19 protein-coding genes and 1 pseudogene are annotated in these 25,005 nt (G+C 59.2%); 3 read left to right on the top strand and 17 right to left on the bottom strand.

Annotated elements, in window-relative coordinates:
• Positions 1-54: 54 nt before the first annotated feature.
• From ATI14_RS26525 to ATI14_RS26510, 5 genes and pseudogenes are all read right to left on the bottom strand, one after another.
• The gene (locus ATI14_RS26525; protein WP_016974647.1) at positions 55-444 is read right to left on the bottom strand and encodes a hypothetical protein; all 390 of its coding nucleotides are present in this window, start codon (positions 442-444) and stop codon (positions 55-57) included.
• A complete protein-coding gene (locus ATI14_RS31275; protein ID WP_196775050.1) occupies positions 444-743 on the bottom strand; it encodes a polymorphic toxin type 47 domain-containing protein in 300 nt (99 codons plus the stop codon). The genes ATI14_RS26525 and ATI14_RS31275 overlap by 1 nt, the downstream gene beginning before the upstream one ends.
• Before the next feature lie 149 nt (positions 744-892).
• Positions 893-1,030 (bottom strand): annotated as a pseudogene (locus ATI14_RS32030) (RHS repeat-associated core domain-containing protein); the annotation flags it as partial.
• Between the two features lie 70 nt (positions 1,031-1,100).
• Positions 1,101-1,505, bottom strand: coding sequence for an Imm50 family immunity protein (locus tag ATI14_RS26515; RefSeq protein ID WP_080520462.1), 405 nt, complete (start codon positions 1,503-1,505; stop codon positions 1,101-1,103).
• On the bottom strand, positions 1,502-6,220 hold the full coding sequence (locus ATI14_RS26510; RefSeq protein ID WP_100831522.1) for an RHS repeat-associated core domain-containing protein: 4,719 nt from the start codon (positions 6,218-6,220) through the stop codon (positions 1,502-1,504). The genes ATI14_RS26515 and ATI14_RS26510 overlap by 4 nt, the downstream gene beginning before the upstream one ends.
• A gap of 282 nt (positions 6,221-6,502) precedes the next feature.
• Here ATI14_RS26510 and ATI14_RS26505 point away from each other — a divergent pair, with 282 nt between their 5' ends.
• The gene (locus tag ATI14_RS26505) at positions 6,503-7,588 is read left to right on the top strand and encodes a DUF1615 domain-containing protein (RefSeq protein WP_016973443.1); all 1,086 of its coding nucleotides are present in this window, start codon (positions 6,503-6,505) and stop codon (positions 7,586-7,588) included.
• A 130-nt stretch (positions 7,589-7,718) separates the two neighbouring features.
• On the opposite strand, the gene ATI14_RS26500 is transcribed toward ATI14_RS26505, so the two are convergent.
• Genes ATI14_RS26500 through ATI14_RS26490 form a run of 3 tightly spaced genes read right to left on the bottom strand, consistent with a single transcriptional unit; the run spans position 7,719 to position 10,304 of the window.
• The gene (locus ATI14_RS26500; protein ID WP_016973442.1) at positions 7,719-8,900 is read right to left on the bottom strand and encodes an acetyl-CoA C-acetyltransferase; all 1,182 of its coding nucleotides are present in this window, start codon (positions 8,898-8,900) and stop codon (positions 7,719-7,721) included.
• An 11-nt stretch (positions 8,901-8,911) separates the two neighbouring features.
• Positions 8,912-9,571 (bottom strand): CoA transferase subunit B, encoded by a 660-nt coding sequence (locus ATI14_RS26495; protein ID WP_010211320.1) that lies wholly within the window; start codon positions 9,569-9,571, stop codon positions 8,912-8,914.
• A gap of 34 nt (positions 9,572-9,605) precedes the next feature.
• Entirely contained in the window at positions 9,606-10,304 is a 699-nt protein-coding gene (locus tag ATI14_RS26490; RefSeq protein ID WP_016973441.1) for a CoA transferase subunit A, read from the bottom strand.
• A 131-nt stretch (positions 10,305-10,435) separates the two neighbouring features.
• On the opposite strand from ATI14_RS26490, the gene ATI14_RS26485 reads away from it, so the two are divergent.
• Entirely contained in the window at positions 10,436-11,341 is a 906-nt protein-coding gene (locus ATI14_RS26485) for a LysR family transcriptional regulator (RefSeq protein WP_016973440.1), read from the top strand.
• 72 nt (positions 11,342-11,413) lie between these two features.
• Here ATI14_RS26485 and ATI14_RS26480 read toward each other — a convergent pair whose 3' ends face one another.
• The 6 genes from ATI14_RS26480 to ATI14_RS26455 all read right to left on the bottom strand — a co-directional run bounded on the left by ATI14_RS26480 (position 11,414) and on the right by ATI14_RS26455 (position 19,279).
• Positions 11,414-11,743 carry a hypothetical protein gene (locus ATI14_RS26480; RefSeq protein WP_016973439.1) on the bottom strand — a complete coding sequence of 110 codons (330 nt, stop codon included), beginning with the start codon at positions 11,741-11,743 and terminating at the stop codon, positions 11,414-11,416.
• A 604-nt stretch (positions 11,744-12,347) separates the two neighbouring features.
• Positions 12,348-13,193 carry an NAD-dependent protein deacetylase gene (locus ATI14_RS26475; protein WP_016973438.1) on the bottom strand — a complete coding sequence of 282 codons (846 nt, stop codon included), beginning with the start codon at positions 13,191-13,193 and terminating at the stop codon, positions 12,348-12,350.
• An 8-nt stretch (positions 13,194-13,201) separates the two neighbouring features.
• Entirely contained in the window at positions 13,202-13,642 is a 441-nt protein-coding gene (locus tag ATI14_RS26470) for a CBS domain-containing protein (RefSeq protein ID WP_016973437.1), read from the bottom strand.
• 129 nt (positions 13,643-13,771) lie between these two features.
• Positions 13,772-15,721, bottom strand: coding sequence for a DNA topoisomerase III (locus ATI14_RS26465; RefSeq protein WP_026083050.1), 1,950 nt, complete (start codon positions 15,719-15,721; stop codon positions 13,772-13,774).
• A 223-nt stretch (positions 15,722-15,944) separates the two neighbouring features.
• Positions 15,945-17,567 carry an MFS transporter gene (locus ATI14_RS26460; RefSeq protein ID WP_016973435.1) on the bottom strand — a complete coding sequence of 541 codons (1,623 nt, stop codon included), beginning with the start codon at positions 17,565-17,567 and terminating at the stop codon, positions 15,945-15,947.
• Between the two features lie 65 nt (positions 17,568-17,632).
• On the bottom strand, positions 17,633-19,279 hold the full coding sequence (locus ATI14_RS26455; protein WP_017254511.1) for a GMC family oxidoreductase: 1,647 nt from the start codon (positions 19,277-19,279) through the stop codon (positions 17,633-17,635).
• A 283-nt stretch (positions 19,280-19,562) separates the two neighbouring features.
• Between ATI14_RS26455 and ATI14_RS26450 the strand changes: the two genes are divergently transcribed.
• On the top strand, positions 19,563-20,456 hold the full coding sequence (locus ATI14_RS26450; RefSeq protein ID WP_016973274.1) for a LysR family transcriptional regulator: 894 nt from the start codon (positions 19,563-19,565) through the stop codon (positions 20,454-20,456).
• Between the two features lie 63 nt (positions 20,457-20,519).
• On the opposite strand, the gene ATI14_RS26445 is transcribed toward ATI14_RS26450, so the two are convergent.
• From ATI14_RS26445 to ATI14_RS26435, 3 genes are all read right to left on the bottom strand, one after another.
• Positions 20,520-22,379 carry a DUF3857 domain-containing transglutaminase family protein gene (locus tag ATI14_RS26445; RefSeq protein ID WP_016973275.1) on the bottom strand — a complete coding sequence of 620 codons (1,860 nt, stop codon included), beginning with the start codon at positions 22,377-22,379 and terminating at the stop codon, positions 20,520-20,522.
• A gap of 147 nt (positions 22,380-22,526) precedes the next feature.
• A complete protein-coding gene (locus ATI14_RS26440; RefSeq protein WP_016973276.1) occupies positions 22,527-23,627 on the bottom strand; it encodes a DNA alkylation repair protein in 1,101 nt (366 codons plus the stop codon).
• Positions 23,628-23,650: 23 nt separating this feature from the next.
• Positions 23,651-24,997 (bottom strand): glutamine synthetase family protein, encoded by a 1,347-nt coding sequence (locus ATI14_RS26435; protein ID WP_016973277.1) that lies wholly within the window; start codon positions 24,995-24,997, stop codon positions 23,651-23,653.
• Between the last annotated feature and the right edge of the window lie 8 nt (positions 24,998-25,005).

Genomic DNA, 25,005 nt, shown 5'->3' with positions numbered 1-25,005 from the left:
AAGCGGGTGGGCTTTTCAGATTGGAGAGGCTGCTGGGTATAGAAGGCAAAGCCGTTACGCCCAAATCACACAGTCGTGATCATCCATATGCACCAGGAATGTGAGATTGCTGTCGGTTACCCAGAATGGAAAGCCGGTTGTTTCGCCCAGGATCGATACGAGATGTTCTGAGCTTTTTATCTCCCAGGCGCTGTACGTTGAGTCGAATACCAGCAGGATCAAATCTTTTTCGTGAATGCGCTGGTGTACTTCCTTCCAAAAGTTAGGGTTGTGCTCTGTATTTTTTTCATTCAGTTCTACCGGGTCCAGGATGTTGCTTTCTGATTGAAAGAACGTTTTGGTCAAGGCCTTTATTAAAATGATGAGCTCTTTAGCCGCTAACTGCCTGGAGTCGATTTTCAATGCAATGAAGGCTTCGTTTATTTCCTCTTCCAGATAATTCATCAGGGAATACCTATTTTTGCTCGACTGACGGGTACCAGCTCGAGAAGTATGTGACCTCTCCTGGCACCTCCGCCAGCTCTCTTTCCTGGTGTTTGATAACCAATATGTGGTGATTTTTGGCCTTCTTTACTTGGAACAAGCATTGGGTCGTCAATATTCACCTCAGCCCCTCTATTTGGACCCCTTTGTACGCGCCACTCTGTAGGAAATGACTTTTCATTTCGATCCATTTCGATCTTTATCCCATTTGGATACGCTGAATTCGTCTTTGGAAATGCCTGTTCTACGGAAGGATTCATCTAATCCCCTCATGCACTTTTTTCGTAACTGCTGCCGCTCTGTATTCGCCAGTCCAAGTCCACTTCGGGATTAAACATCTCAAATGTTTTTGGCGCGTTATTGAGCGCAGTTTTCAGACGCAAGGTAAACCCGGCGGATCCACCTATTCCGTAGGGTTAGGCACGTACTGGTAAGCATTGACCCTACCGGCCAGCTTGAGCGAATCCGGCGTCACGTAGCGACCCAGATTCGGATTGTAGTAGCGGTGGCGGTTGTAGTGCAGGCCGCTTTCGGGATTGAAGTATTTGCATGCCCTTTTGGCACGAACATAATCTAACTAGCTTGGGTTAATCAGACTATGTGCGCATCTTCTTGTGTTAATAGCAAGCTGAGTCCGGATCATTGATATATACAGAGGGGCCGCAAAGCGAAATATACTTGGCTCTGAATTCAATGGCTGATGTTTTGGAGTTGGCTTGTAAGTGATAAAAGTTTTCGTATTTGGTTATCACCATTCTCAGCGGTTCGTCGGTAGGAACATTAATAATTTTTATATCGCTGAGTCCTCCGCAGTCCAAGCCTATCCGGCATGTATTGAATCCTTCCGTAACCCACTTCTTTGGTGGTGCGTCAGGAAGCTCGGAAATATCGAACCCTAAACCGATATTGGGTCTGTCATTGTCAATAGTTACAGAGAAAAGTGTTATTTTTCCTATTTCTACTGGGTAGGTAAATACCTTGTTAAAAAAAATAGCGTTCTCTAGTTCGTTCCAAAATTTCATGTTTTACCTCGAAAGTAGTAGTGATCTTTGGCACCCTCTAATTTGCCATTTTTTGGCCTTTCTTTTGGTCGAAGATTGAAATGTGGTGGTTGATCGCCATGTCCTTCAGGTGCAAAGAATTTATGTCCAGCACCGTGATCTTGAATCAACACTTTAGTGCCGTTGGCGCGAGTGAATTCATACTCTCGCGTCATTACTGGCATGCCTCGCTCATTTACAACTTCATTATTTTGCTTGTCCCTCATAGAAACCAATGAATATTGTCTTGTTTTCCCCAATCTAGGGTCAAATGCCGGGTCAGGGTGTTGCGTGCGCGGAATTCCCGCGTCGGCTTTAGCTTGTTTGAAAGCACCATTCCTTGAAACCTCCGGAGCATAAAGTTCTTCAGGTCTGTCACATTCTAGATTTTTCCTACCTTTCGGTGGGCAGTTTGCGCTCAACCCCAGCGGATCCACCCACCCCGTAGGATTAGGCACGTACCGATACGCATTGATCCCACCCGCCAGCTTCACCGGATCCGGTGTCAGGTAACGGCCCAGATCCGGATTGTAGTAGCGATGGCGGTTGTAGTGCAGGCCGCTTTCGGGGTCGAAGTATTGGCCCTGGAAGCGCAGCGGGTTGTCGATTTTTCCGACGTCCAACCGGCTGATTTTGCCGTAGGCCTTGTAGTGGGCGGACCAGACGATTTCACCGTTGGGGGCGGTGAGTTCCTGTGGGGTGCCGAGGTGGTCTAGCTGGTAATAGAAAGGCTGGGTGGCTTTTGGGCCGAAGCCGTCGAGCAGGGCCAGCGGGCGGAAGCTGTCGGGTTCGTAGATATAGCTGCGATGGCGATCGGCGTGGTGTTCGGCGATGAGTTTGTCGCCTTGCCAGAAAAATTCGGTGGTTTTGCCGTCGACGGTTTTGCTGATGCGTCGGCCGAACGGGTCGTATCTGTAACTGGCGGTTTGGCCGTCTGGTCGGGTGATGCCGATCAGCCGGTGTTGGCAGTCGTAGCGGTATTCGGTGATTAACCGATGTTCACGCCCGCGCCGTTCGCGGATCAGATTGCCGAACGCGTCATAGTCGTAATGATGATCCCCCTGTATCGCCAGCCGATTGCCCGCCACGATGTCCGGGCCGGGGCGGTCCTGCATCAGCAGGTTGCCCGCCGGGTCGTGGCCGAAGCGTTCCTGTCCGTCTTGTGTGTGATCGACGCGGGTCAGGCGGGCGAGGGGGTCGTATTGGTAACGACGTTCGCCCTTGCGGGTGTCGAGGATGCGGCTGAGGTTGCCGGTTTTGTCGTAGTGGTAGTGGCGCTCATAGAGATCATGTCTCTGCTGAGTGACGGCGTGGGCGTGCAGGCGGTTTTGTTCGTCGTAGCCGTAGTGGCTGATGAGCTGGCCTTGCTGGCGCTGGCGCTCGCGGCCTGCCTTGAACAGGTGGGAGGTGAGCGGAGTGCCGTTCAGGTCGACGGTACTGAGGTCGCCGCCTTTTCCGTGGTGGAAGGTGAGCCGGTTATTGTCCGGCAGGCGCAGGTTTTTCAGTTGGCCGCAGGCGTCGTAGCCATAGCGCAGGGTGCCCCAGCCCTGGTGTTCGGCGGTGAGGCGATTTTGACTGTCGTACTCGTAGGCCAGCGCCCAGTGGCCGTCGTTGACGCCGAGGAGGTTGCCTTGGCGGTCGTAGGTGTAATCGACGGTTTTGCCATCGGGGAGGGTTTTTCTGACAAGGCGGCCGGCGTGGTCTCGCGTGTAGCGGGTAACCAGCTGACTGCCATCGTCGCCGTGTTCGGTTTTTTCCTGCAGGTTGCCGTTGAGGTCGTAGAGGTAGGCGGTGCGCTGGCCGTCAAAGCCGGTTTCCTGCTGGATCAGGCCGTTGGGGTGGTAATTCAGGCGATAGGTTTCGCCGACTTCGTTTTCAATCTCGGTCAGCAGCAACCGAGTGTTGTCGTAGCGATACTTGACCTGGGTGCCGTCCGCGTTGATGCGGCGGCTGATCAGGTGCAGGCCGTCGCCGTATTCGTAGCGGGTGACATGCCCCAGCTCATCGCGTTCGGCGGTGATTTTTCCGTAGGGGTTGTAGCTGTATTCCCGCGTCGTACCACCCGGCAGAACCACACGAATCAGCCGGCCCACACTGTTCAGCTGGTACTGCGTCAGCGCGCCGTATTCATCCTCCCGCCCAACCTGCCGCCCCAAATCGTCATAGCGATACCGCCTGACCCCACCATTGGGCAGCTGTTCCTCAACCAACTGCCCACGCTCATTCCACACCAACCGATGACAGCTGTGGTCGGGGTACCAAACGCCGGTCAACTGCCCGTATTTGTTGTAGCTGTAGTCGGTAACGCTGCCATCAGGATCGATCTTGCGCGTGACATCGCCCTGATCATTACGCTCGTACTTCCACGCCGCCTCCCCACGCCGCACAACCCGTACGAAACCGTTGTCATGCTCGTAGGAAGTCGGCTCGTCGTCGCCGGGAAACAACGCCACCAAGCGCCCGGCGTCGTCGTATTGATACGCCGTCACCGCGCCCAGCGGGTCTTGCTCGACCGTCAGCCGGCCCTTGTCGTCGTAGGATTTGAAATGCTCGGCGCCATCCGGATCGATACGCTGCACCAGCCGCGCGCGGCTGTCATGCACGTAGACTTCCGTGCTGCCGTCGGCGTTGTGGACGGTGACCTGGCCGTCATCACCCCAGGCATAACGCGTGTCCATCTGCGAAAAACTGGCCCAATGCCGGACACATCGGGCCGCCTTGCCGGACCTTTCCCACGCCCAAAAGAAACTCGCCCCACCGGCCAGTTGGCGTTCAAGAATGACGTGCTGGTCGTCGTACCGGTAAACCTCGCTTTCGCCTGCTGCGTTGGTCGCCGAAACCAGTCGTCCGGCGTCGTCATAGGCGTAGGAAACGACGGTTTGCTCTGTCCTCCAGACAAACTCGCCCGGCCCCTCGGCGCGCTGAATCTGATACTCCACTGCCACAATGCGGCCATGTTTATAGCGCAGAAACAGCGATCGCCCGACGCCGTTGTCCAGCCGCTCAACCCGGCCCGAATAACCCCGCAAAACCTGGAGGCGGTTGTCATACGCATCGCTGATCGCCGTCAGCGTGCCGTCGCGAAAGTGATAAAAGCGTGAGTCCTGGGCCAGCACCAGCTCATCGGGAGACGAGCCCAGATAAATCGCCGCCTCAGCCAGGCTATTGGTGATCGCCGGGCGGGAATCCGTGGGCAGTGGAAGCTCGGTGATGCGGTTTTCGTGATCCGTCCACACCACCGAATCACCGGCCACCGCGAGCCGGTGCGCCAGCGAGTGGCTCCAGCCAAACCCCAGGCCACAATCGATGTCCACGGCACTGGTGCGGTACAGTCGCGTCCATTCGAACGGCAAAATGCCGTCCAGCGTGCCGTCGGTGAGGGTCAGCAGTTCCTCGCCGGTGACCATCGACACCGGGCAGCCGTTAGTGACGGTTTTATCGGCCGGCGCAGCGGCGTCGCCTGCGGGGTTTTTGCCCGAGGCAGGCACGTCGTCTATGTGTTCTTGCCGAACCAGCGCCGTCCGCTGAACCCGCTTATTTCGAACCGCCGGAACGGCATTCGAAATCACCTTATCGCCAGCCTTCAAAGGCGCATCAGGAATCACCTTGATCGGTGTCGCCATACTGCCGAGCAACAGCGGTTTTACTGTCTTGGCATGCGCTCCCAGCTTGGGGCCGACAAACTGATCGGCCAGCATCTCCAGCCACTTTCGCGCCCGCCCGGACTTGATATGGCCTAATACCCGTGCACCTAATCGAATCTGCAGGCCCATGCCACGGGTTGCCCAGATCAGAAACAGATTGATCAAGATCTCGCCGGTGATTTCCCCCAGTAATTCATACATCTCTGGCGGCGGTAACAGGCGTATCCAGCTGATCATCGCGGACAAGTAAATGAACAGCAGCGGCTCATCGCTGAGGATGAGCAAGCCCTGGGCAATCGCGTCGCTACTGAGTTTCAGCAGTGCATCGAGTTCGACTTGAGAGATGTATCGCAGCAATTTCTCGCTGTTGGGCTTGATGTTCCTCAGCAGGTCAAACAGTTGAGTGATGTTGTCCCAAAGGTTGTAAAGCGCCTGAAAAATCCCGGCTGAAAGCGCGGCACCCTGCATAAAGCTGCGTTTGAGCGGTTTGGCTTTTGAAAAGTCCTTCCATTGCGCCTTGAAGGTCCTTTCCCACTCATCACGCAAGCGAAATTCAAGCCCGGCAATCAACGATTGATAAGACGCGTACAGTGCTTTGATGTGATGTGTGGAAACGTTGGGGTAGAAGGTGATTTGGTAATGCTGGTCGCGGGTACAGTCCCGAATTTCAAGAATGCCACTGGGCCCGATGGTTCGATGAATGGGCATGCCGGTCGGAGTGCCGTCCGTGGTGATGGCTTGCAACATCACCGGCGTATTGCCGATGGGCACGAACTGGGTGCTTTCGAACATATGCACCAGGGTCAACGAGCCTTGGGCTTTGCACTGGATAACGGTACGGCTTGGAGTCTTGGAGGAGGCCGGCGCGACAAGCGCAACCTCTTCTCCCACTTTGAATACCTGCTCGACATCCAGTGTCGAGCCGCCCCAGAAGCTCTCGGCCCATTCGTCAAAAGTGTTCAGGCAACCCCTGAAATCACGAAGGACGCCTTCAACATCGGGCGCGTTGGCATTCATGGGCACCAGGACAAACCTGGCAATAACCGGAATCAAAACGCAGCCCTCACGGGCAAGGTATTAACGCAGTAGCACATCGGCGGTCCCTCGCACTGATTGATCAGGCGAAAGACTTTGGAGGGGCGGGTGAGGAAAAGAAGTCAGCAGAATCCGCCAGTGAATGTGGGACGTTTCTGTGGTCTTTGTCCGTTTGGTCAGTCAATGTCAGCAGCGGTTACGTTCGGTAGTAAGTCGCGCCTGCACCCGGTTGGCGAACCCCGGTTAGACTTACCTGTCGATATCCGCAATGCCCGGCCCGTTGCCACCCAAGGAAGCCCCATGTTTTCAAGCCGACTGATTGTTTGTCTCGCAACTTTGCTGGTTATGGCCGGATGCTCCACCACGCGTGGCCCGCAACAGCCTGAGCGCAGCGAGGCCGAGGTGAAGGCGCAGATCGTGCGCCTGTTACCCGCCACGGTTTCGGATCGTAATGGTTGGGCGCAGGACATCTACACTGCTTTCGACACGCAAAAAATCTACCCCGGCACCGAAAATATCTGTGCTGTGCTGGCGGTGACCGAGCAAGAGTCCACGTATCAGGTCGACCCACCGGTGCCGAACATGGGCAAGATCGCTCAGGATGAAATCCTGCGACGTGCCGGCAAAGTCCATGTGCCGGCCTTTGTCGTGCGCACCACGCTGCAATTGCGTTCACCCACGGGCAAGTCTTACGCCGACCGCCTGAATGCCGCGCGCACCGAGAAGGACCTGAGCGGGATTTTTGATGATTTCATCAGCATGGTGCCTCTGGGCAATACGCTGTTCGGCGGCTTCAACCCGGTGCATACCGCAGGCCCGATGCAGGTCAGCATCGAGTTTGCACAAAAACAGGCCCGGGGTTATCCGTATACCGTGGATGGCTCAATCCGGCGAGAAGTCTTCACCCGGCGCGGCGGCATGTACTTCGGCATCGCTCACTTGCTTGGTTACCCGGTGAACTATGACCAGCCGTTGTACCGGTTCGCCGACTTCAATGCCGGTTGGTACGCCAGCCGGAATGCTGCGTTCCAGGCAGCTGTCAGCCGCATTACAGGTACCGAACTGGCACTGGATGGGGATTTGATTCGCTACGGTTCATTGTTGCCGGGTACCACCGAACTGGCGGTGCGCTCCCTGGGGTCGAAACTGGATATGCGCAACCCGAGTATCCGCAGTCAGTTGGAGCAGGGTGAGCAACTGGACTTTGAGGAAACGACACTCTACAAGCGTGTGTTCGCCCTGGCCGACAAGGCTGCAGGCAAGCCTATGTCACGGGCGATCTTGCCGGGCATTGTGCTCAAGAGCCCGAAGATCACCCGTAACCTCACTACTGCGTGGTTCGCCAAGCGCGTGGATGAGCGCTATCAGCGTTGCATGAAGCGTTAGCTGATCATCTGTAATCGGTGGACGGAAAACACAGCTCCCACAGTGGAGCTGTGTTTATTCCGCAATAATACAACGCAAAGAAAAGGCCCGGTTTTCGTGGAACCGGGCCTTTTCCATGTTGCTCTTTGAATCAGTTGCGTTCGAGGGCGAGGGCTACACCCTGACCGCCGCCGATGCACAGTGTCGCCAGGCCTTTTTTGGCATCGCGCTTGATCATTTCATGCAGCAAGGTCACCAGCACACGGCAGCCTGACGCGCCGATCGGGTGGCCGATGGCGATCGCGCCACCATTGACGTTAACCTTCTCTGCATCCCACTCAAGCTCTTTGCCCACGGCCAGGGATTGCGCGGCGAAAGCTTCGTTGGCTTCGATCAAGTCGAGGTCGCCCAAACTCCAACCGGCTTTGTCCAGGCACCGGCGGGTGGCCGAAACCGGGCCGATGCCCATGATCGCCGGGTCAACGCCCGCATTGGCGTAGCTGGCGATGCGGGCGAGTACCGGCAGGCCGAGGGCCTTGGCCTTCTCGGCACTCATCAGCAGCACGGCAGCGGCGCCGTCGTTGAGGCTGGATGCGTTGCCGGCGGTGACGCTGCCGTCTTTCTTGAACGCAGGCTTGAGTTTGGCTAGGGATTCGGCTGTAGTGCCGGCGCGTGGCTGTTCATCCACAGTGAAGGCGACCGGATCGCCTTTGCGCTGGGGAATCAGGATTGGGGTGATCTCATCCACAAAGCGCCCAGCCTCAATCGCCGCGGCGGCTTTTTGCTGGGAAGCGGCTGCAAACGCGTCCTGAGCTTCACGACTGATACCGTACTTGTCTACCAGGTTCTCGGCAGTAATACCCATGTGGTAGTCGTTGAATGCATCCCACAGGCCGTCGGTGATCATGCTGTCGATCATCTTGGCGTGCCCCATGCGCAAACCGGTGCGCGCGGCGGGCAAAACGTAAGGCGCAAGGCTCATGTTTTCCATGCCGCCTGCGATGATCACGTCTGCGTCGCCGCAGCGGATGGCCTGGGCACCGAGGTGCAGGGCCTTCAGGCCTGAGCCGCAGACCTTGTTCAGGGTCAGGCTCGGCACGGCGTGGGGCAGGCCGGCGAGAATCGAGGCCTGGCGTGCCGGGTTTTGGCCGCTGCCTGCGGTGAGCACCTGGCCGAGGATGACCTCATCGACCTCGGCCGGATTCAGGCCGGTTTGCTCCAGCAGGCGGCGGATGACGGCGGCGCCCAGTTCCGGTGCCGGGATATTCGCCAGCGAACCCTGGAAGCTGCCCACGGCGGTGCGGGTGGCAGCAACAATCACGACGTCTTGCATGGAATCTGTCCTCACTGGAAGTGCATTTCTGGAACGTGGTCCGGGACGATCAGTTTACCGGCGGTCTTGCTCACAATCTCTTCAACGCTGACGCCAGGTGCGCGTTCCTTGAGGACAAAAGCGCCATTTTCGATTTCCAGGTACGCGAGGTCGGTCAACACACGCTTGATGCAGTGGGCGCCGGTCAGCGGCAAGCTGCATTGGCTGAGCAACTTGGACTCACCGTCCTTGGAGGCGTGGGTCATGATCACGATGATATTTTCCGCACCGGCCACCAGGTCCATGGCGCCGCCCATGCCCTTGACCAGCTTGCCGGGAATCATCCACGAGGCGATGTTGCCTTGTACGTCCACCTCAAATGCGCCGAGCACGGTGAGGTCCACATGGCCGCCACGGATCATCGCGAAGGATTCGGCCGAGGAGAAAATCGAGGCACCGATACGCGCCGTTACGGTTTGCTTGCCGGCGTTGATCATGTCGGCATCGATGGTTTCTTCGGTAGGAAACGGGCCCATGCCAAGCAGGCCGTTTTCCGATTGCAACATCACTTCCATGCCTTCGGGAATGTAGTTGGCCACCAGGGTCGGGATGCCGATGCCCAGGTTGACGTAGAATCCGTCCTGCATTTCGCGGGCGACGCGTTGAGCCATTTGTTCGCGGGTAAGAGCCATTGTATGAGTCCTTATTGTTCGGGCTGGGGGCGGATTATTTGCGCACGGTGCGCTGTTCGATGCGCTTCTCGAACGTGCCGCAGATGATCCGGTCGACGTAGATGCCAGGGGTGTGGATCTGCGCCGGGTCCAGCTCGCCCGGTTCGACGATTTCCTCGACTTCAACCACGGTGATCTTGCCGGCGGTGGCGGCCAACGGGTTGAAGTTTTGGGCAGTGTGGCGGTAGATGACGTTGCCGAAATGGTCGGCTTTCCAGCCTTTGACGATGGCGAAGTCGCCGGTGATCGACTCTTCCAACAAGTAAGGGCGACCGTTGAATTCACGGGTTTCCTTGCCTTCAGCGACCGGGGTGCCGACGCCGGTAGCGGTGAAGAAGGCCGGAATGCCGGCGCCTCCTGCGCGCATTTTTTCTGCCAGGGTGCCTTGGGGAGTCAGTACCACTTCGATTTCGCCGCTGAGCAATTGCTTCTCGAACAGGGCGTTTTCACCGACGTAGGAAGCGATCACTTTGCTGATCTGTTTTTCTTCCAGCAGCACGCCCAAGCCAAAGCCGTCGACGCCGCAGTTGTTGGAAACCACCGTCAAATCGCGGGTGCCTTTGCGTTTGATCTCGGCGATGAGGTTTTCCGGAATGCCGCACAAGCCAAAACCGCCGGAGAGCACGGTCATACCGTCTTCCAGACCTGCCAGCGCCTCTTCGTAGGACGCCACGCGCTTATCAAAACCTGCCATATGCACCTCTTTTATTGTGTGTGGTCCAGCCAGTGATCCGAGTGTTGCGCTGAAGGATTGATTTGTTAAGTTGTTTTTTAAGGTTGATTGATTTAAAAAACAGCATAGTCCAATCCCTCCGGAGCAACGCCATGACCGTCAAACAAATGCGGGCCTTTCTGGCCGTGGCCCAAAGTTTGAGTTTCGCTGCGGCCTGCGAGCGTTTGCACCTTTCCCAATCGGCGTTGAGCCTGACCATCAAGGGGCTGGAGGAGGGGCTGGGCGGGCGCCTGTTCAGCCGTAACACACGTAACGTGGCACTGACGCCTGAAGGTGAATCCCTGTTGCCCCTCGCACGCCGTTTGATTGCCGACTGGGACAATGCCGAGGATGAACTGCGTCAGCGCTTCACTTTGCAGCGCGGCCGGGTGACGGTGGCAGCAATGCCGTCGTTTGCGGGAAACCTGCTGCCACCGATCCTGAAGATATTCCGCGCACGTTACCCTCAGGTGAACGTGACGGTGCATGACCTGATCAACGAGCAGGTGCTGGAAATGGTTCGCGACCGGCAGGTGGAACTGGGCGTGGCGTTCGAGCCGTCCGAAGGTTCGTCCCTGGCATTCACGCCGTTGTATCTGGACCGTTTCGTCGCCGTGGTGCCGGGGGATTCGGCCTTGGCGCAGTGCGAGGCGATCGACTGGAAAACCCTGCTGGAGCAACCGTTCATTACCCTGCAACGACCGTCCACGGTGCGGGTGATGCTGGAAGAGCATTTGGGCGCTTTGCAGATGAAATTACCGGTCGCGCTGGAAAGCCATCAACTGGCGACAGTGGGCAAGATGGTTGCCAGCGGTTTGGGCGTGAGCGCCGTTCCCGCCTTGTGTGCTCGGCAGATGGAGGAGGCGGGCGCCCATTGCATCACCTTGAGTGATCCGGTGATCGAGCGGCCGATTGGCGTACTGACCAAACCTGGGCATGAATTGTCTGCGGCAGCGCAGGTGTTGTTTGATATTTTCCGTGATGAAGCGAGTAAAGGCCGGTTTCCCGCTTTGTTATAAAGTTAATCAGCATTGGATATTAAAAAGCCCGCTCGAATTAACGAGCGGGCTTAAATGTTTAATGCGGTGTTATCAGCAGTATCTATCAATCACTTTAACATTCGACTGGCCTTTGAGGTTCTGCCATTCGGTATTCAGTGTGTGAAAGACCTGTTCGATAAAGTTACGGTCGGCTGCGGCTTTTTTGCCGACATAGCCCTGGCCGCGACGGTAGACCCTCAGGCGTGCCGCCAGCTCGCGGGTGTTGCGGTCAAACTCGGCTTCCGGGGTATTGGGCTCCAGGCAGTCAATTTGGACTTCGCCCGATTTGCCAATCCACAGGATATGGTCGTCGAGTGTGTCTTTCTGCGCTGCGAACATCTCAGCCAATTCATCGATAGTTGGTTGGTTGTTCAGATTCATGTGTAAGCCCCTTGACCAGTTGGCGATCTATCAGTTGGTTCGTTAAAACATCTTTAGTTGTCTCCGGTTGCGAAAACCGGGCGTCAGTAAAGGTCTGCCGAATACGGGCAGGGTCTTGAACCTGATGCATGTAGTCTTGCTGATGAACTGCTACGCAATGCTTTCATAACGAAGACAAGCAGCATTCGAGCTCCTTGTACCGAACCTTTCGGGCCGGTCAGCTTCATCAATCCGCCTTGTGGGCAGTGCACATCCGGAAAAAACAGCTCGGCGGTCAGACGAGCTCTTTCAAAACGCTTGTTACCAACGCTCCCGATCCGGGAGACGTCTCGATAATGCAAGGACAAAAAGGTTACGTCAACGATTATGTAGTGATTATTTTTGATCACTACATAAAGTGCTGTGGGGACGGGAGAATGCCGAAAAACGTGACTTGGGCGTCATTTTCTGTGCGCTGGGTCGCAGGATATCGATGGGGGATTCAACACAGAAAACCTGTGGGAGCTGGCTTGCCTGCGATGGCGGTGTGTCCGTAACCAAATACCTGGCTGGCCCACCACAATCGCAGGCAAGCCAGCTCCCACATTGGGATGAGTTGTGTTCGTTAGTGCATTCGCTCGACTAACAACGGTAATAGCCGTTCGCACGATGCTTCGATCTTCACCTGCAACAACTCATCTGCGCGGGTCTTGCCCAGGTTGATGGCGATGACGGGCTTGCCTTGCTCGACCATCGCCTTGCACAGACGAAAGGCCGAATAGGCCATCAGGGACGAACCCACCACCAGCAAGCCGTCGGCGTGCTGCACCGCAGCCATGGCACGCGCTGCGGTGGCTGGCGCAACGTTTTCACCAAAAAACACGACATCCGGTTTCAGCCGCTCGCCGTTGCAATGCGGGCAGCGCGGAACCTGAAATTGCTCTTCAAAGGTCGGGTCGAGCAGGGTATCACCGTCGGGCGCCTGCACGGCGTGCACCTGCGCGAGATACGGGTTATCGATTTCCATCTGGCGCTGAATCACATCGCGTGCACTGCGCAGTTGGCAGTCCAGGCACAGCACCCGATGCAGGCTGCCATGCAACTCGATCACGCCCTGGCTGCCCGCCTGGTCGTGCAAAGTGTCGACGTTTTGTGTAATCAGCCCGCTGATGCGCTTACGTTCCTGCAGTGTCGCCAATGCCAGATGCGCCTTGTTCGGCTGCGCAATGCGTACCCGTGGCCAGCCGAGCATCGCCCTGGCCCAGTACCGGCGTCGGGCTTGCGGGGTGGCCAGGAACTCCTGGTACATCATGGGGGCCTTGCCCCGACGCACGCCCTCGCTGTCGCGGTAATCGGGTATGCCCGACGACGTGCTGATTCCCGCACCGGTCAGCACCAGAAAGCGCCGTTCGGCCATGGCCCGGTGCAGAGTGTCGAGGTGGTCCTCTTGATGTTCCAGGGTGTCGAGCATGGGGTTTCCTATTCGCCGCGGATGTATTGCTCCAGTTGCCTGATCATATCGGCCTGTTCGGCAATGGCTTCTTTCACCAGGTCGCCGATGGACAACAGCCCCAGCAGTTTGCCGTCTTCGACCACCGGCAAGTGGCGCAGGTGACTGTCGGTCATGATGTTCATGCATTCATCGACCTTTTTATGGGTGTCGACAGTGATCACCGGAGAACTCATCACCTCATGGACTTTGGTGGTGACCGACGACAGCCCCTTGAGCATGATTTTCCGTGCGTAATCCCGTTCACTGATGATGCCTACCACGACACCGTCCTTGACGACCGGCAAGGCTCCGACGTTTTTCTCCGACATCCGGACCAGTGCTTCAAACACGGTGTGGTCGTGTTTGATGACATGGACCTCCTGATTCTTCTGGTCCTTGGCTTTGAGCACTTCTGCGACGGTTTTCATGGCGGCCACTCCGGTGTTGTTGTTAGTAGACACGGTCCCCTACAGAATCCTAGACGGCCTGTGGCGGAGCAAGGTCCAAAGCGGCATCAAACCCGTCGAAAAACGTCATTTACCGGATTTTTTCGATGTTTACCCGGCGTTCGGCGGCTTTTTCGCGCGCTTGGGGCTGGCTGCCGTCTTGCGAGGGGCCGCCTTGCGTTTCTTTTTCCACGGCGCGGCACCCCGACCTGCCGGGCTGGCAGGGCCGGTGATGGTCATGCGCATGCCATTGCAGCGTGCCACCTGCTTGCTCATCCAGGCGGCTTGTTTGGCGACGAACTCCTCCAGGCTCATTTCGCCGCTTTGCACCATGTCCAGTGCCTGTTCCCAGATCGCGGTGGTGCCAGGGTCGGCAATGGCACGCGGCACCGCATCGATCAGGCTGAACGCCGCCGGGGTGGCGGATAGCGCCTTGCCGTTTTTCACCAGGTAACCACGGTCCAGCAGCCCCTGAATGATCCCGGCGCGGGTCGCTTCAGTGCCAATGCCGGTGGTGTCCTTGAGTTTTTGCTTGAGCAGCGGATCTTCCACCAGTTTGGCGACGTTCTTCATTGCCTTGATCAGGTCGCCCTCGGTGAAGGGTTTGGGCGGTTGAGTCCAAAGGTCTTTGAGATTGACCCTGGCTACCTCGTAATCCTGGCCTTGAACCAGCATGGGCAAGGCTTGCGGTGCTGGAGCTTCACGCCCTTTGGCCGGTGCCAGCGCCTCGGGTAAGGCGCGTTTCCAGCCTGGCTCGATCACGACTTTGCCGACGGCCCGCAGCGCATGGCCGGCGCAATCGAAATCCGCCTGGGTGCGATCGTATTCATGGTTGGGCAGAAATTGCGCCAGATAGCGCGCGCGAATCAGTGTGTAGACTGCGCGATGCTTGCCGGTCAGCTGGCTGACATCCTTGCCCGCGCCGGTGGGGATGATGCCGTGGTGGGCGCTGACCTTCGCGTCATTCCAGGCTCGCGAGCGGCGCTGGGCGTCGATATGCGGCATCAGTTCATTCACCGCCGCATCGGCGCGGCCCAGCGCCGCGAGGATTTTTGGCGCCTCGCTGTGCTGGCTCAGCGGCAGATAACCGCAATCGCTGCGCGGGTAGGTGATGGCTTTGTGGGTTTCGTAAAGAGACTGGGCGATGTCCAGGGTTTCCTGGGCGCCGAGGCCGAGCTTTTTCGAACAGATTTCCTGCAGGGTACCCAGGTCGAAGGGCAGGGGCGCTACTTCGCGCATGCGCTCGGTGCGCAGCTTGATCAGCCGGGCTGTCGCGGCGCGTGTCATGGCGTCGGCTGCGTCCCGCGCCAGTTGCGGGTTCAGGCAACGGCCCTGGTCGTCACAGGCATCCTCGGCCGCTCGCCACTGGGCGGTAAAGGTCATGCGCTCGTGTTGCAGGTCCACATCAATGGCCCAGTAAGCCACCGGCACGAAGTCGGCGATGCTGCGGTCGCGGTCCACCACCAGGCGCAAGGTCGGGGTTTGCACACGGCCCACCGGCAACACGCCCTGATACCCGGACTGGCGTCCGAGCAGAGTGAACAAACGGCTCATGTTCATGCCGATCAGCCAGTCGGCGCGCGAGCGACCCAGCGCCGAGTGGTACAGGCTGAAGGTTTCGACGCCGGGCTTGAGGGCAGCGAGGGCCTTGCGGATGGAAGCATCGTCCAGCGCCGACAGCCACAACCGCTGGATGGGCCCGCGATAACGGCAATGTTCCACCAGCTCGCGGGCGATCATTTCGCCTTCACGGTCGGCGTCGGTGGCGATTACCAACTCCTGGGCTTCTCCCAGCAACCGTTTGACCGCCTTGTATTGGCTGGCGGTCTTGGGCTTGACCAGCATCTTCCATTTTTCCGGAACGATTGGCAGGTCGGCCAGTACCCAGCGCTTGTATTTGGCGTCGTAAGCGTCGGGCGGGGCGGTTTCCAGCAAATGGCCGATGCACCAGGTGACGGTGACCCCATTGCCCAGCCAGCACCCGTCGCCACGGCGGCTGGCGCCGAGCACGGCCGCAATGTCCTTGGCCTGGGAGGGTTTTTCACAGAGGTACAGCTGCATGCTCATCACATCAGATCGGGTTGATGCCTTGCAGGATGCTCAGTCGGAGAGCTTAGATCAATCATTATCTGTATGGATGTACAGCAAATTGTGTGGGTGGCCTAAAGCAAAATGTAGGAGCGGGCTTGCCCGCGATGGCGTCCTGTCAGTGCAAAATCTATCGACTGACACACCGCTATCGCGGGCAAGCCCGCTCCCACAGGGGATCTTCAGGGTTGGAAGATCAGTTATTGTCGATGTTCACGTGACGGGTTTCTTTGAGGCAGAACAACCCGACGAGCAGGCTCACGCCGGTCACCGCCACCGGGTACCACAGGCCATAGAAAATGTCGCCGGTGTACACCACCAGGGCAAACGACACGGTCGGCAGAAACCCGCCAAACCAGCCATTGCCGATGTGGTAGGGCAGCGACATCGAGGTATAGCGGATACGCGTCGGAAACAACTCCACCATCAACGCGGCCAGCGGGCCGTAGCACATGGCGGCGATCAGGATCAGCGCCACGATCAGCACCACCACCATGGTTTTGTTGACCTGGGCCACGTCCGCCGAACTCGGGTAACCGGCCAGGGTCACGGCACCGCGCAGGGCCGCTTCGTCGAAGCCGTCGATGCGCACGTCACCCACGCTCACCTGCACCGGGCTGCCGGCCGGTGCGGCAGCGCTGCTGTAGGGCAAGCCCTGCTTGACCAGGAAGGTCTTGACCTTGTCGCACGGGCTGTCAAATTTCGCCTTGCCCACCGGGTCGAACTGGAAGGTGCAGGTGGCCGGGTCAGCCAGCACGGTGATCGGCGCCTGATGGCTGGCCTGGTCCATTGCCGGGTTGGTGTAGTGCGCCAGGCTTTTGAAGATCGGGAAGTACAACGCGGTAGCCAACAGCAGGCCGAGCATCAGTACGGGTTTGCGCCCAACCTTGTCCGACAGCCAGCCAAACAGAATGAAGAACGGTGCGCCGATCACCACGCTGATGATCAGCAGCATGTTGGCCAGCGCCGGGTCCATTTTCAGGAACTGGGTCAGGAAGAACAGCACATAGAACTGCGCGGCGTAAAAAGTCACCGCTTGGCCGCCGTTGATACTGAACAGCGCGATCAGCACGATCTTGAGGTTTTCCCATTTGCCGAATGAATCGCGAATCGGCGACTTGCTGGCTTTGCCTTCCTCTTTCATTTTCAGAAATGCGGGGGACTCATGCAGGCTCATGCGGATCCAGGTGGAAATGCCCAGCAAAACAATCGAAAACAGAAACGGAATGCGCCAGCCCCACACCTCGAACTGGTCGCCGGTGAAGTAGCGGCAAGCCAGCACCACCAGCAGCGACAGCAGCAGGCCGAGGGTCGCGGTGGATTGAATCCAGCTGGTGTGGAAGCCCCGTTTGCCCGGCGGCGCATGCTCGGCCACGTAGGTGGCGGCACCGCCGTATTCACCGCCCAATGCCAGGCCTTGCAGCATGCGCAACACGATCAGGATGATCGGCGCGGCAATGCCGATGCTCGCGTAGGTCGGCAACAGCCCGACACAAAACGTGGCAACGCCCATCAGAATGATGGTGACCAGAAAGGTGTATTTGCGCCCGATCATGTCACCCAACCGGCCGAACACCAGCGCGCCGAACGGCCGCACCACAAAGCCTGCGGCAAAGGCCATCAAGGCAAAGATAAACGCGGTGGTGTCGTTGACCCCGGCAAAGAACTGCTTGCTGATCACCGCCGCCAGCGCGCCGTAAAGGAAAAAGTCATACCACTCGAACACCGTCCCCAGGGACGAGGCGAAGATGACCTTTTTGGAGTCGTTGCTGGCACTCGCGTCGAGCGCCGAGCCCAGAGGTTGAGCATGTTCTGACATCGGGTATCCCTCACAGTGATTATTTATTGTTGTTCCACTGTCGACGCCGGGTGGGGCGCCGCTATTCAGATTGCGTGAGCCGGTTCTTTCTCGGGGGCAAGGTTCCTTGTGTTCGGCGACAGGATCAGGTGCGCGGCTTTCTCCGCGATCATCAGTGTAGGTGAGCAGGTGTTGCCGGAGGTGATACGCGGCATCACCGAGGCATCGGCAATGCGCAGGCCGGGCACCCCGTGCACGCGCAGTTGGGCATCGACCACCGCGTCCTTGTCATTGCCCATGCGGCAGGTGCCCACCGGATGGAAAATCGTGGTGCCAATGCGCGCGGCGGCCTCGTGCAGTTCCTCTTCGGTTTGCAACGCATCGCCGGGCAGGTATTCCACCGGTTTGAATTGGCTGAGCGCCGGGGCGGCCACAATGCGACGGGTCAGGCGGATCGCATCGGCGGCCACGCGCAGGTCTTCCGGGTGGCTGAGGTAGTTGGGCCTGATCAGCGGCGCATCCGCCGGGTTGGCCGAACGGATATCAATGCGCCCCCGGCTTTGCGGACGCAGGTCGCACACTGATGCGGTAAACGCCGGAAACGCGTGCAGCGGCTCGCCAAAGCGCTCCAGCGACAGCGGCTGCACATGGTATTCAAGGTTGGCCGAAGGCTGTTCCGGGCTGGAGCGGGCGAACGCACCGAGCTGGCTGGGCGCCATCGACAACGGGCCACTGCGGTCATACAGGTAGCGCAGGCCCATGCCCATCTTGCCCAGCAGGGTGCCGGCGATCTGGTTGAGGGTGCGGGCATTTTCCAGCTTGTAGATCAGCCGCAGTTGCAGGTGGTCCTGCAGGTTGCCACCCACACCGGGCAGCTCGTGCAGCACCTCGATGCCCAAGGGTTTGAGCACATTCGACGGGCCGATCCCCGAGCGCTGCAAAATGCCTGGCGAGCCCACGGAGCCTGCGCACAGCACGATTTCCTTGCGCGCCTTCCAGCTCACCTGTTGGCCGTGCTGACGCCCAACCACTGCTGAAGCCCGGCCGTTTTCCAGCACCACGCGGTCGACTTCCACTTCAGTCAGCACCGTAAGATTCGGGCGATGACGCACCGGTTTGAGAAACGCCTTGGCGGCATTCCAGCGCACCCCGGCCTTCTGGTTGACCTGGAAGTACCCGCAGCCTTCGTTATCGCCTTGGTTGAAGTCGCTGACCGGCGCGATACCGCTTTGCGCCGCCGCGTCGCGAAAGGCGTCCAGAATCGGCCAATGCAGGCGCTGTTGCTCGACGCGCCACTCGCCGCCATCGCTGTGAAATTCCGAGCCCCCGGCGAAGTGGTTTTCGCTCTGCTTGAACAACGGCAGCACGTCTTTCCAGGCCCAGCCGGCATTGCCTTCCGCCGCCCAGCCGTCGTAGTCACGGGCCTGGCCGCGCATGTAGATCATGCCGTTGATCGACGAGCAGCCGCCCAGCACTTTGCCGCGGGGGTAACTCAGGGCGCGGCCTTGCAGGCCTTCCTGGGCTTCGGTCTTGAAACACCAGTCGGTGCGCGGGTTGCCGATGCAGAACAGGTAGCCGACGGGGATATGGATCCAGGGGTAATTGTCGCGGCCACCGGCTTCGAGCAGCAGCACGCGGTGAGCGGGGTTGGCGGACAGTCGATTGGCCAGCAGGCAGCCCGCGGGGCCGGCGCCTACTACCACGTAATCGTATTCAGCAGCTGCAATGGGCATCTGAGGTCTCGCTTGTTTTTCTTATGGGGTCCATCCTAGTTGTTAGTTTTCGTCTTAAAAATGTTAGTTTTTACCCAGCTGCTGTGCGTTTTTAAACAGCACGGCCCTTTGTGGCGAGCGAGCTTGCTCGCGCTGGGGCGCGTAGCGGCCCCTTGAAGGGGCGCCGCCGTCTTTCTGAAATATTGGAGTCTCAGGTTTCAGGGCCGCTACGCAGCCCAGCGCGAGCAAGCTCGCTCGCCACAGAGGGCTCGGGAAGTGCGCATTTCCAAGGGAGTGAGGCGACATGTTCGACTGGAATGACCTGCGGTATTTTCTGGAGTTACAGCGCAGCGGCCGCCTGTTGACCGCCGCGCAGCGCCTGAAAACCACCCACGCCACCGTGGCCCGGCACATTGAGGCCATCGAGAAAAGCCTCGGCACTGCGCTCTTCGTGCAGCACGCCCAGGGTTACGAGCTGACACCCGCCGGCGAGGCTCTGCTCAAACATGCCGAAGCCATGGAAAACGTGGCATTGCTGGCTGAAGACGAACTCACTCATTGCGCGGCGCCGCTGGGCAAGATCCGCCTTGGCGTGGCCGAAGGCTTGGGTGTGATGTTCCTCGCCAGCCGCATGGGCGGGCTGTTTGAGCGCTATCCGGGGCTGGAAGTGGAACTGGTGGCCGTGCCGCGTTTTGTGAGCATTCTTAACCGGGAGGCGGAAATCAGCATTCACCTCGAACGCCCCAGTGTCGACCAACTGGTCACGCGCAAACTCACCGACTACCGCCTCGCGCTCTACGCCAGCCGCGCCTACCTGGACCGCAACCCGCCCATCGAAAAGCGCGAGGACCTCGCGGCCCATGCGTGGATCGATTACGTGGATGACTTGCTGTTCAGCCAGGAGCTCAAATTTCTCAGCAGTTTTTGCCGCAACCCACGGGTGGTGTTTCACAGCACCAGCGTGATTGCCCAGCATCAGGCCGCGCGCTCGGGTTTGGGCATCGCGGTGTTGCCATGCTTTATGGCGGCGGGCGACCCGGATCTGGTGCCGTTGCTGCCGGGGGAGGGGATTTCGCGCAGCTACTGGATCAGCTCGCGCCGGGAGTTGCACAAGTCGGTGCGGCTGCGGGTGTTGTGGGATTACGTAGTGGAGTTGTGCGCGCGGGAGCAGGGGTTGTTGCTGGGCGAATCCAACTGACAAAACCGGATTAAAAATGTGGGAGCAGGCAAGCCAGCTCCCACCTATAAACCGCGTCGGGGGTTAGAGCTTCACCACCTGATGCACCTGTTCCGCGCACGCCCGTGCGTCGTCAATCATCTTGCCGAACGCCTCGCTGGCGATTTCAGCATGGGTCAGCCAGCGTTTTTTCTGGGTGAGGAGGTAGTGGTAGCGCAGTTCGCCGTCCTTGCGTTGCCCGTCCAGCACCAGGTCGTACCACGGCGAGAGCACTTGGCAGCCGGTGACGGGTTTTTCCATCTGGCCGCCGGTGAGGGTGATGGTGTAGTCGGTGGTTTCGGGGTTGCCCAAATACAAGTCAGCCTGTTGGCCCTGGCGGCGGTAGTTGATGAAGCCGTCCCACTGGTCTTTCAACAACGGGTCGGTGTAGACGAAGTCGTTCGCCAGTTTTTCCACGGCGCGCTGGTCATTCAGGCGGGCGTCGACGGTGTAGCCGTCGTGCACCACAAACCCGGTGGGCTGGCGGGTGATGTGGCAGTCGCTGATATCGTTGCCGAAATTGGCGCAGATGTTCTGGTCGGTGGCAGTGCTGCCCTGCTGGCGGTCGGCGACGCTCAGGCGCATCAGCGGCAGGCGGCTGAAGGTGATGCTGGCCTGGGTTTCGCCATGGCCTTCTTTGTCCAGCTTCACGGTTTTATTCAGGCGCAGAGTGGTTTTGGGGCGTTCCAGTGGAATGTGTTCCTCGCGGACTTCGCCCTGGGCGTTGTTGACCAGCACCCAGCGGTCCTGGATGTCCGGCATCACCTGGCCAGGGGCGAATACCGGGTTGGTCGGGTCGAGCCACCAGACCTGGCCGTTTACCTCGGCACGCACGATCGCGTGGTTGGGCGCATTGGTGCCGGGAATCAGCAGGGATTCCACCACATCACCTCGGCTGACCCACGCGGTTTCGGCGTGGATGCCGGCTGCCTTGAGCAGCGCGGTGAGCAGAATCGCCAGGTCCTTGCAGTCGCCATAACCATGCTGCTCGATTTCCGCCAGGTTGAACGGCACGTAGCCGCGCTCCGACGCGCGCCAGTCGCCCAGGTAGCGGTAGTGATCGTTGATGTGCTGCATCAGCGCAGCCACCTGGTCAGCCGCTGGCAAGCCGCGTGCGGCGACCACGGCAGCGGCGCTTTGCGGCGGCAGGCTGGCGCCGAGGATCTGGTTGTAACGCTGGGCGAAATCACCGAAATAAGCCTGGCGATCCAGGGCGCTGCCCACTTCAAGACGCGGGATGACGAGCAAGGCGGCGATGGACGATTCGTTAATGTAGTTGAAGTAGGTCGGGGCTTTTTGCACCACGTCCAGCGTCTTGCCGTTGGCCGATGGCGTCACCTTGAAGTCGTCGAACAGCTCGCTGCGCCACTGGATCGGCCGCTCGGCGGTAAAGCGCGCCTTGAAACGATCACGGCGGGCCGGGCTGGCACCGAATGTGAGGGCGTAGTGGAACTGGGTCATCAGCGGTTTGGCGGCACGGTGTTCGCGCACGGTGTAGCGAACCTGGGTGCCGACGCGCAGGTTGGGAAAGGCCAACGACGTCTGCTTGTCGCGGCTGAAACCCTGGTCGGGGTTGGGCGCGGTGCGTGTGTCGATTTGCGCGGCCCCCAGCTTGACCGGCTTGGCGCCGGGCTGGGTGGACTCGGCGCTGATGACCTCAAGGGTGTCGCCTTCGGAGTAGTCGAAGTTGATGCGCGAGAGCATCTCGCGACCATTGGGTTTGAGAATCGTGTAGTGGTAGGTGGTGGTGCAGTCGGTGCTGGCGTCGCGGTTGAAGTGGCAATGCAGCTCGGTGTCGCTGGCCAGCGGGGCTTCGGCCAACGGTTGCAGCGCGGCAGATACGCACTGGGACACAAGCCCCAGGCTGATGACAAGCAAAGGGCGGTGAAACGAAAAACGGTACATGGGCGCCTCGGGTGACACATTGAAACAACTACCCGTCGGGTAGTGAGAAGGCGCCGGATGATAATGGATCTCAACTGAGAATGCCAGGATTGTTCGACAATCCTTAAGGCTGAAAGGCCCGTTCCAGAGCCTTTCCTTTGATTCAGGTCAGGGTGTGAGCAGTTCGAACTCGGCGCTGGCGAGCTTTTCGCCGTTAATCAAAACATGCACTGCGTGCTTGCCGGGGTAGTGCTTGCGCGTGGTCAATTCACGGATATGTTGTTCGCGCCGAATACGCTGATGCTCGCCCGCGCCGAGGCTGAACGCCTTGAGCTTGAACACTTTGGCGGCGCTGTGCCCGGCACTTTTTACGTAGTCGATGGCGTAGTCCACCACCAGTTTTTGCGCAGTGACGGCGGTGGACTCGAGGGTGAAGGCCAGGGTGATGCGCTCGCCCAGCCGGATCACCGCCGGCGTGACCTCAAGGTCGTGAACCTTCACTTCGGCCCTGGCCCCGGCGCCCATGATCGTCAGCGCGCGGGTATTGCCTCTCTTGATCAGGCTGCGCAGTGCGTGGCGGGCGATCCAGGCGGTGTGCGGGTTGTCCAGAGACCAACCTTCGATCAGACCCAGCACCCAGTCCGGGTGGTCCTTGGTGATGTCGTTGAGGTGGTTGGCCACGGATTTACGCACGTACAGGCTGGGGTCGGCCTTGAGGTTGTCGAGGATCGACGCGCACAGTTCGGGGTTGGCCTGCACCTCGGCCAGCCGAAATGACCAGGGAAGGCGAGGGCGCGAACCTTCACTGGCCAGTCGGCGCACGTGTTCATTGTCATCCCGCGACCATTCCTGCATCACCGCCAGGGTGCGTTTGAAGTCATTCACCAGGAAGGGGCGGATGGCGAATTCAGCCGAACCGAACGTGGTGAAGTACTTGAGCGCGGCCATGGAGCGCTTGAAGTCTTGGCGCCCATAACTCGCCACGTAGTGCGGCAGGAACAGGCTGACAAACCCGCTGTTCAGGCGCGGCGCCAGGGCGTAAAGCAGCTTGAGCGTCTGCGGATAATCCAGCGGGATCACCGCGTGCAGGCTCTCGCTGACCCGCGCCATGCGCTGCATCACCGACAGCTCGGCCAGCCCCGCCTTTGCATGTTTGAGAAATGCTTTGGCGTCGAAGGCCGGGTACACCGCCGTCATCTCGGTAGCGATGTGCTGCAGACGTTCGACGTTGAAGATTTCCTTGAGGGCCGGGGCGCTTTGGTCGGTCATCGGTGAGTCCATGGAGAGTGGGGTTAGAGAAACCAGCGGTATTCCCGCGCGTTGATCTCTTGCTGAAAGGCCAGATGATCCTGGCGCTTGTTTTCGCAATACACGTCGACAAATTCGCCGCCCAGCTTCTCGCGCAATACCGGCTGATGTTGCATGGCGCGTACGGCGTCGAGCATTTCCAGTGGGAAATCGGTGCCGCTGCTGCGGTCCTCGTTCAATGGGGCGATGGGCTCGCGCCTGGCTTCAAGGCCATGTTCAAGGCCGACAAGAATCGCCGCCAGCACCAGATAGGGGTTGGCGTCGGCACTGGCCAGGCGGTGCTCGATGCGCAGGTTGCGCGGGTCGGATTCGGGAATGCGCACGCAGGCGTCACGGTCTTCAAAGCCCCAGCTGGCGCGGGTGGCGGCGTTGACTGTGCCACCCAGACGGCGGAAGGCGTTGTGGTTGGGCGAGAAGATCGGCATGCAGTGGGGCAGCAATTCCAGGCAACCGGCCACGGCGTGGCGCAGCGGTTGTTGCTCGTGCGCAGCGAGCAGGTTATTGCCGGCGCCGTCATACAGGCTGACGTGCACATGCATGCCGCTGCCGGGGTATTGCAAGTAGGGTTTGGCCATGAAGCTGGCGCGGTAACCGTGCTTGAGGGCCACGCCACGCGTGCTGCGGCAGAACAGGGCGGCCCAGTCGGCGGCGCGCAGGCCATCGTCGAGGTGGCCGAAGTTGATCTCGAACTGGCCGGGGCCGATTTCGGCGGTGATCACGGTGATGTCGATGCCCTGGTCCCTGGCGGTTTGCGCCATGTCATCCAGCACGTCGCCAAAGCGCGACAGGCGTTCGATATGCAGGTTGGGCTGGTCGTCGGCATCTTCGCTCAACGGGTCGCGGGCGAACTGCGGCAGGCCGCCTTCGAGTTTTTTGTCGAACAGGTAGAACTCCAGTTCGAACGCCACCACCGGGTGAATGCCCTTGTGGTGCAGGCGTTCCAGCACCTTGGCCAGCACTTCGCGGGGTTCGAATTCGATGGGTGCTTCGGTGCCATCGGAGGTGATCAGCATCTGCCCCAAAGGCTGCGATTCCCAGCTCACCGGCTTGAGCGTGCCCGGCACCAGGCGGCGGTTGGCATCCGGGTCGCCGTCGTTGAAGCAATAGTCGCCAATCTTGAACAGCCCGCCCTGAACCCCCAGCAGCACAGCGTTTTGCGGCAGCTTCAAGGGGCTGCCGGCAGCGACCTTTTCCAGCATCTCCACCGGGTAGCGCTTGCCGTAGAAATGCCCAGGGATGTCCAGGGAGATCAGGTCAACGTAACGCACGTCGGGGTGGTTCTGGCGAAAGGTCCGTACTTCGGCCAGCAACGTGGAGGAATGGCTTTTCACGGGTGTTG

It is taken from the genome of Pseudomonas tolaasii NCPPB 2192 (assembly GCF_002813445.1).
Lineage (GTDB): Bacteria > Pseudomonadota > Gammaproteobacteria > Pseudomonadales > Pseudomonadaceae > Aquipseudomonas > Aquipseudomonas tolaasii.
This window is presented reverse-complemented; position numbering and strand designations above follow the sequence as displayed.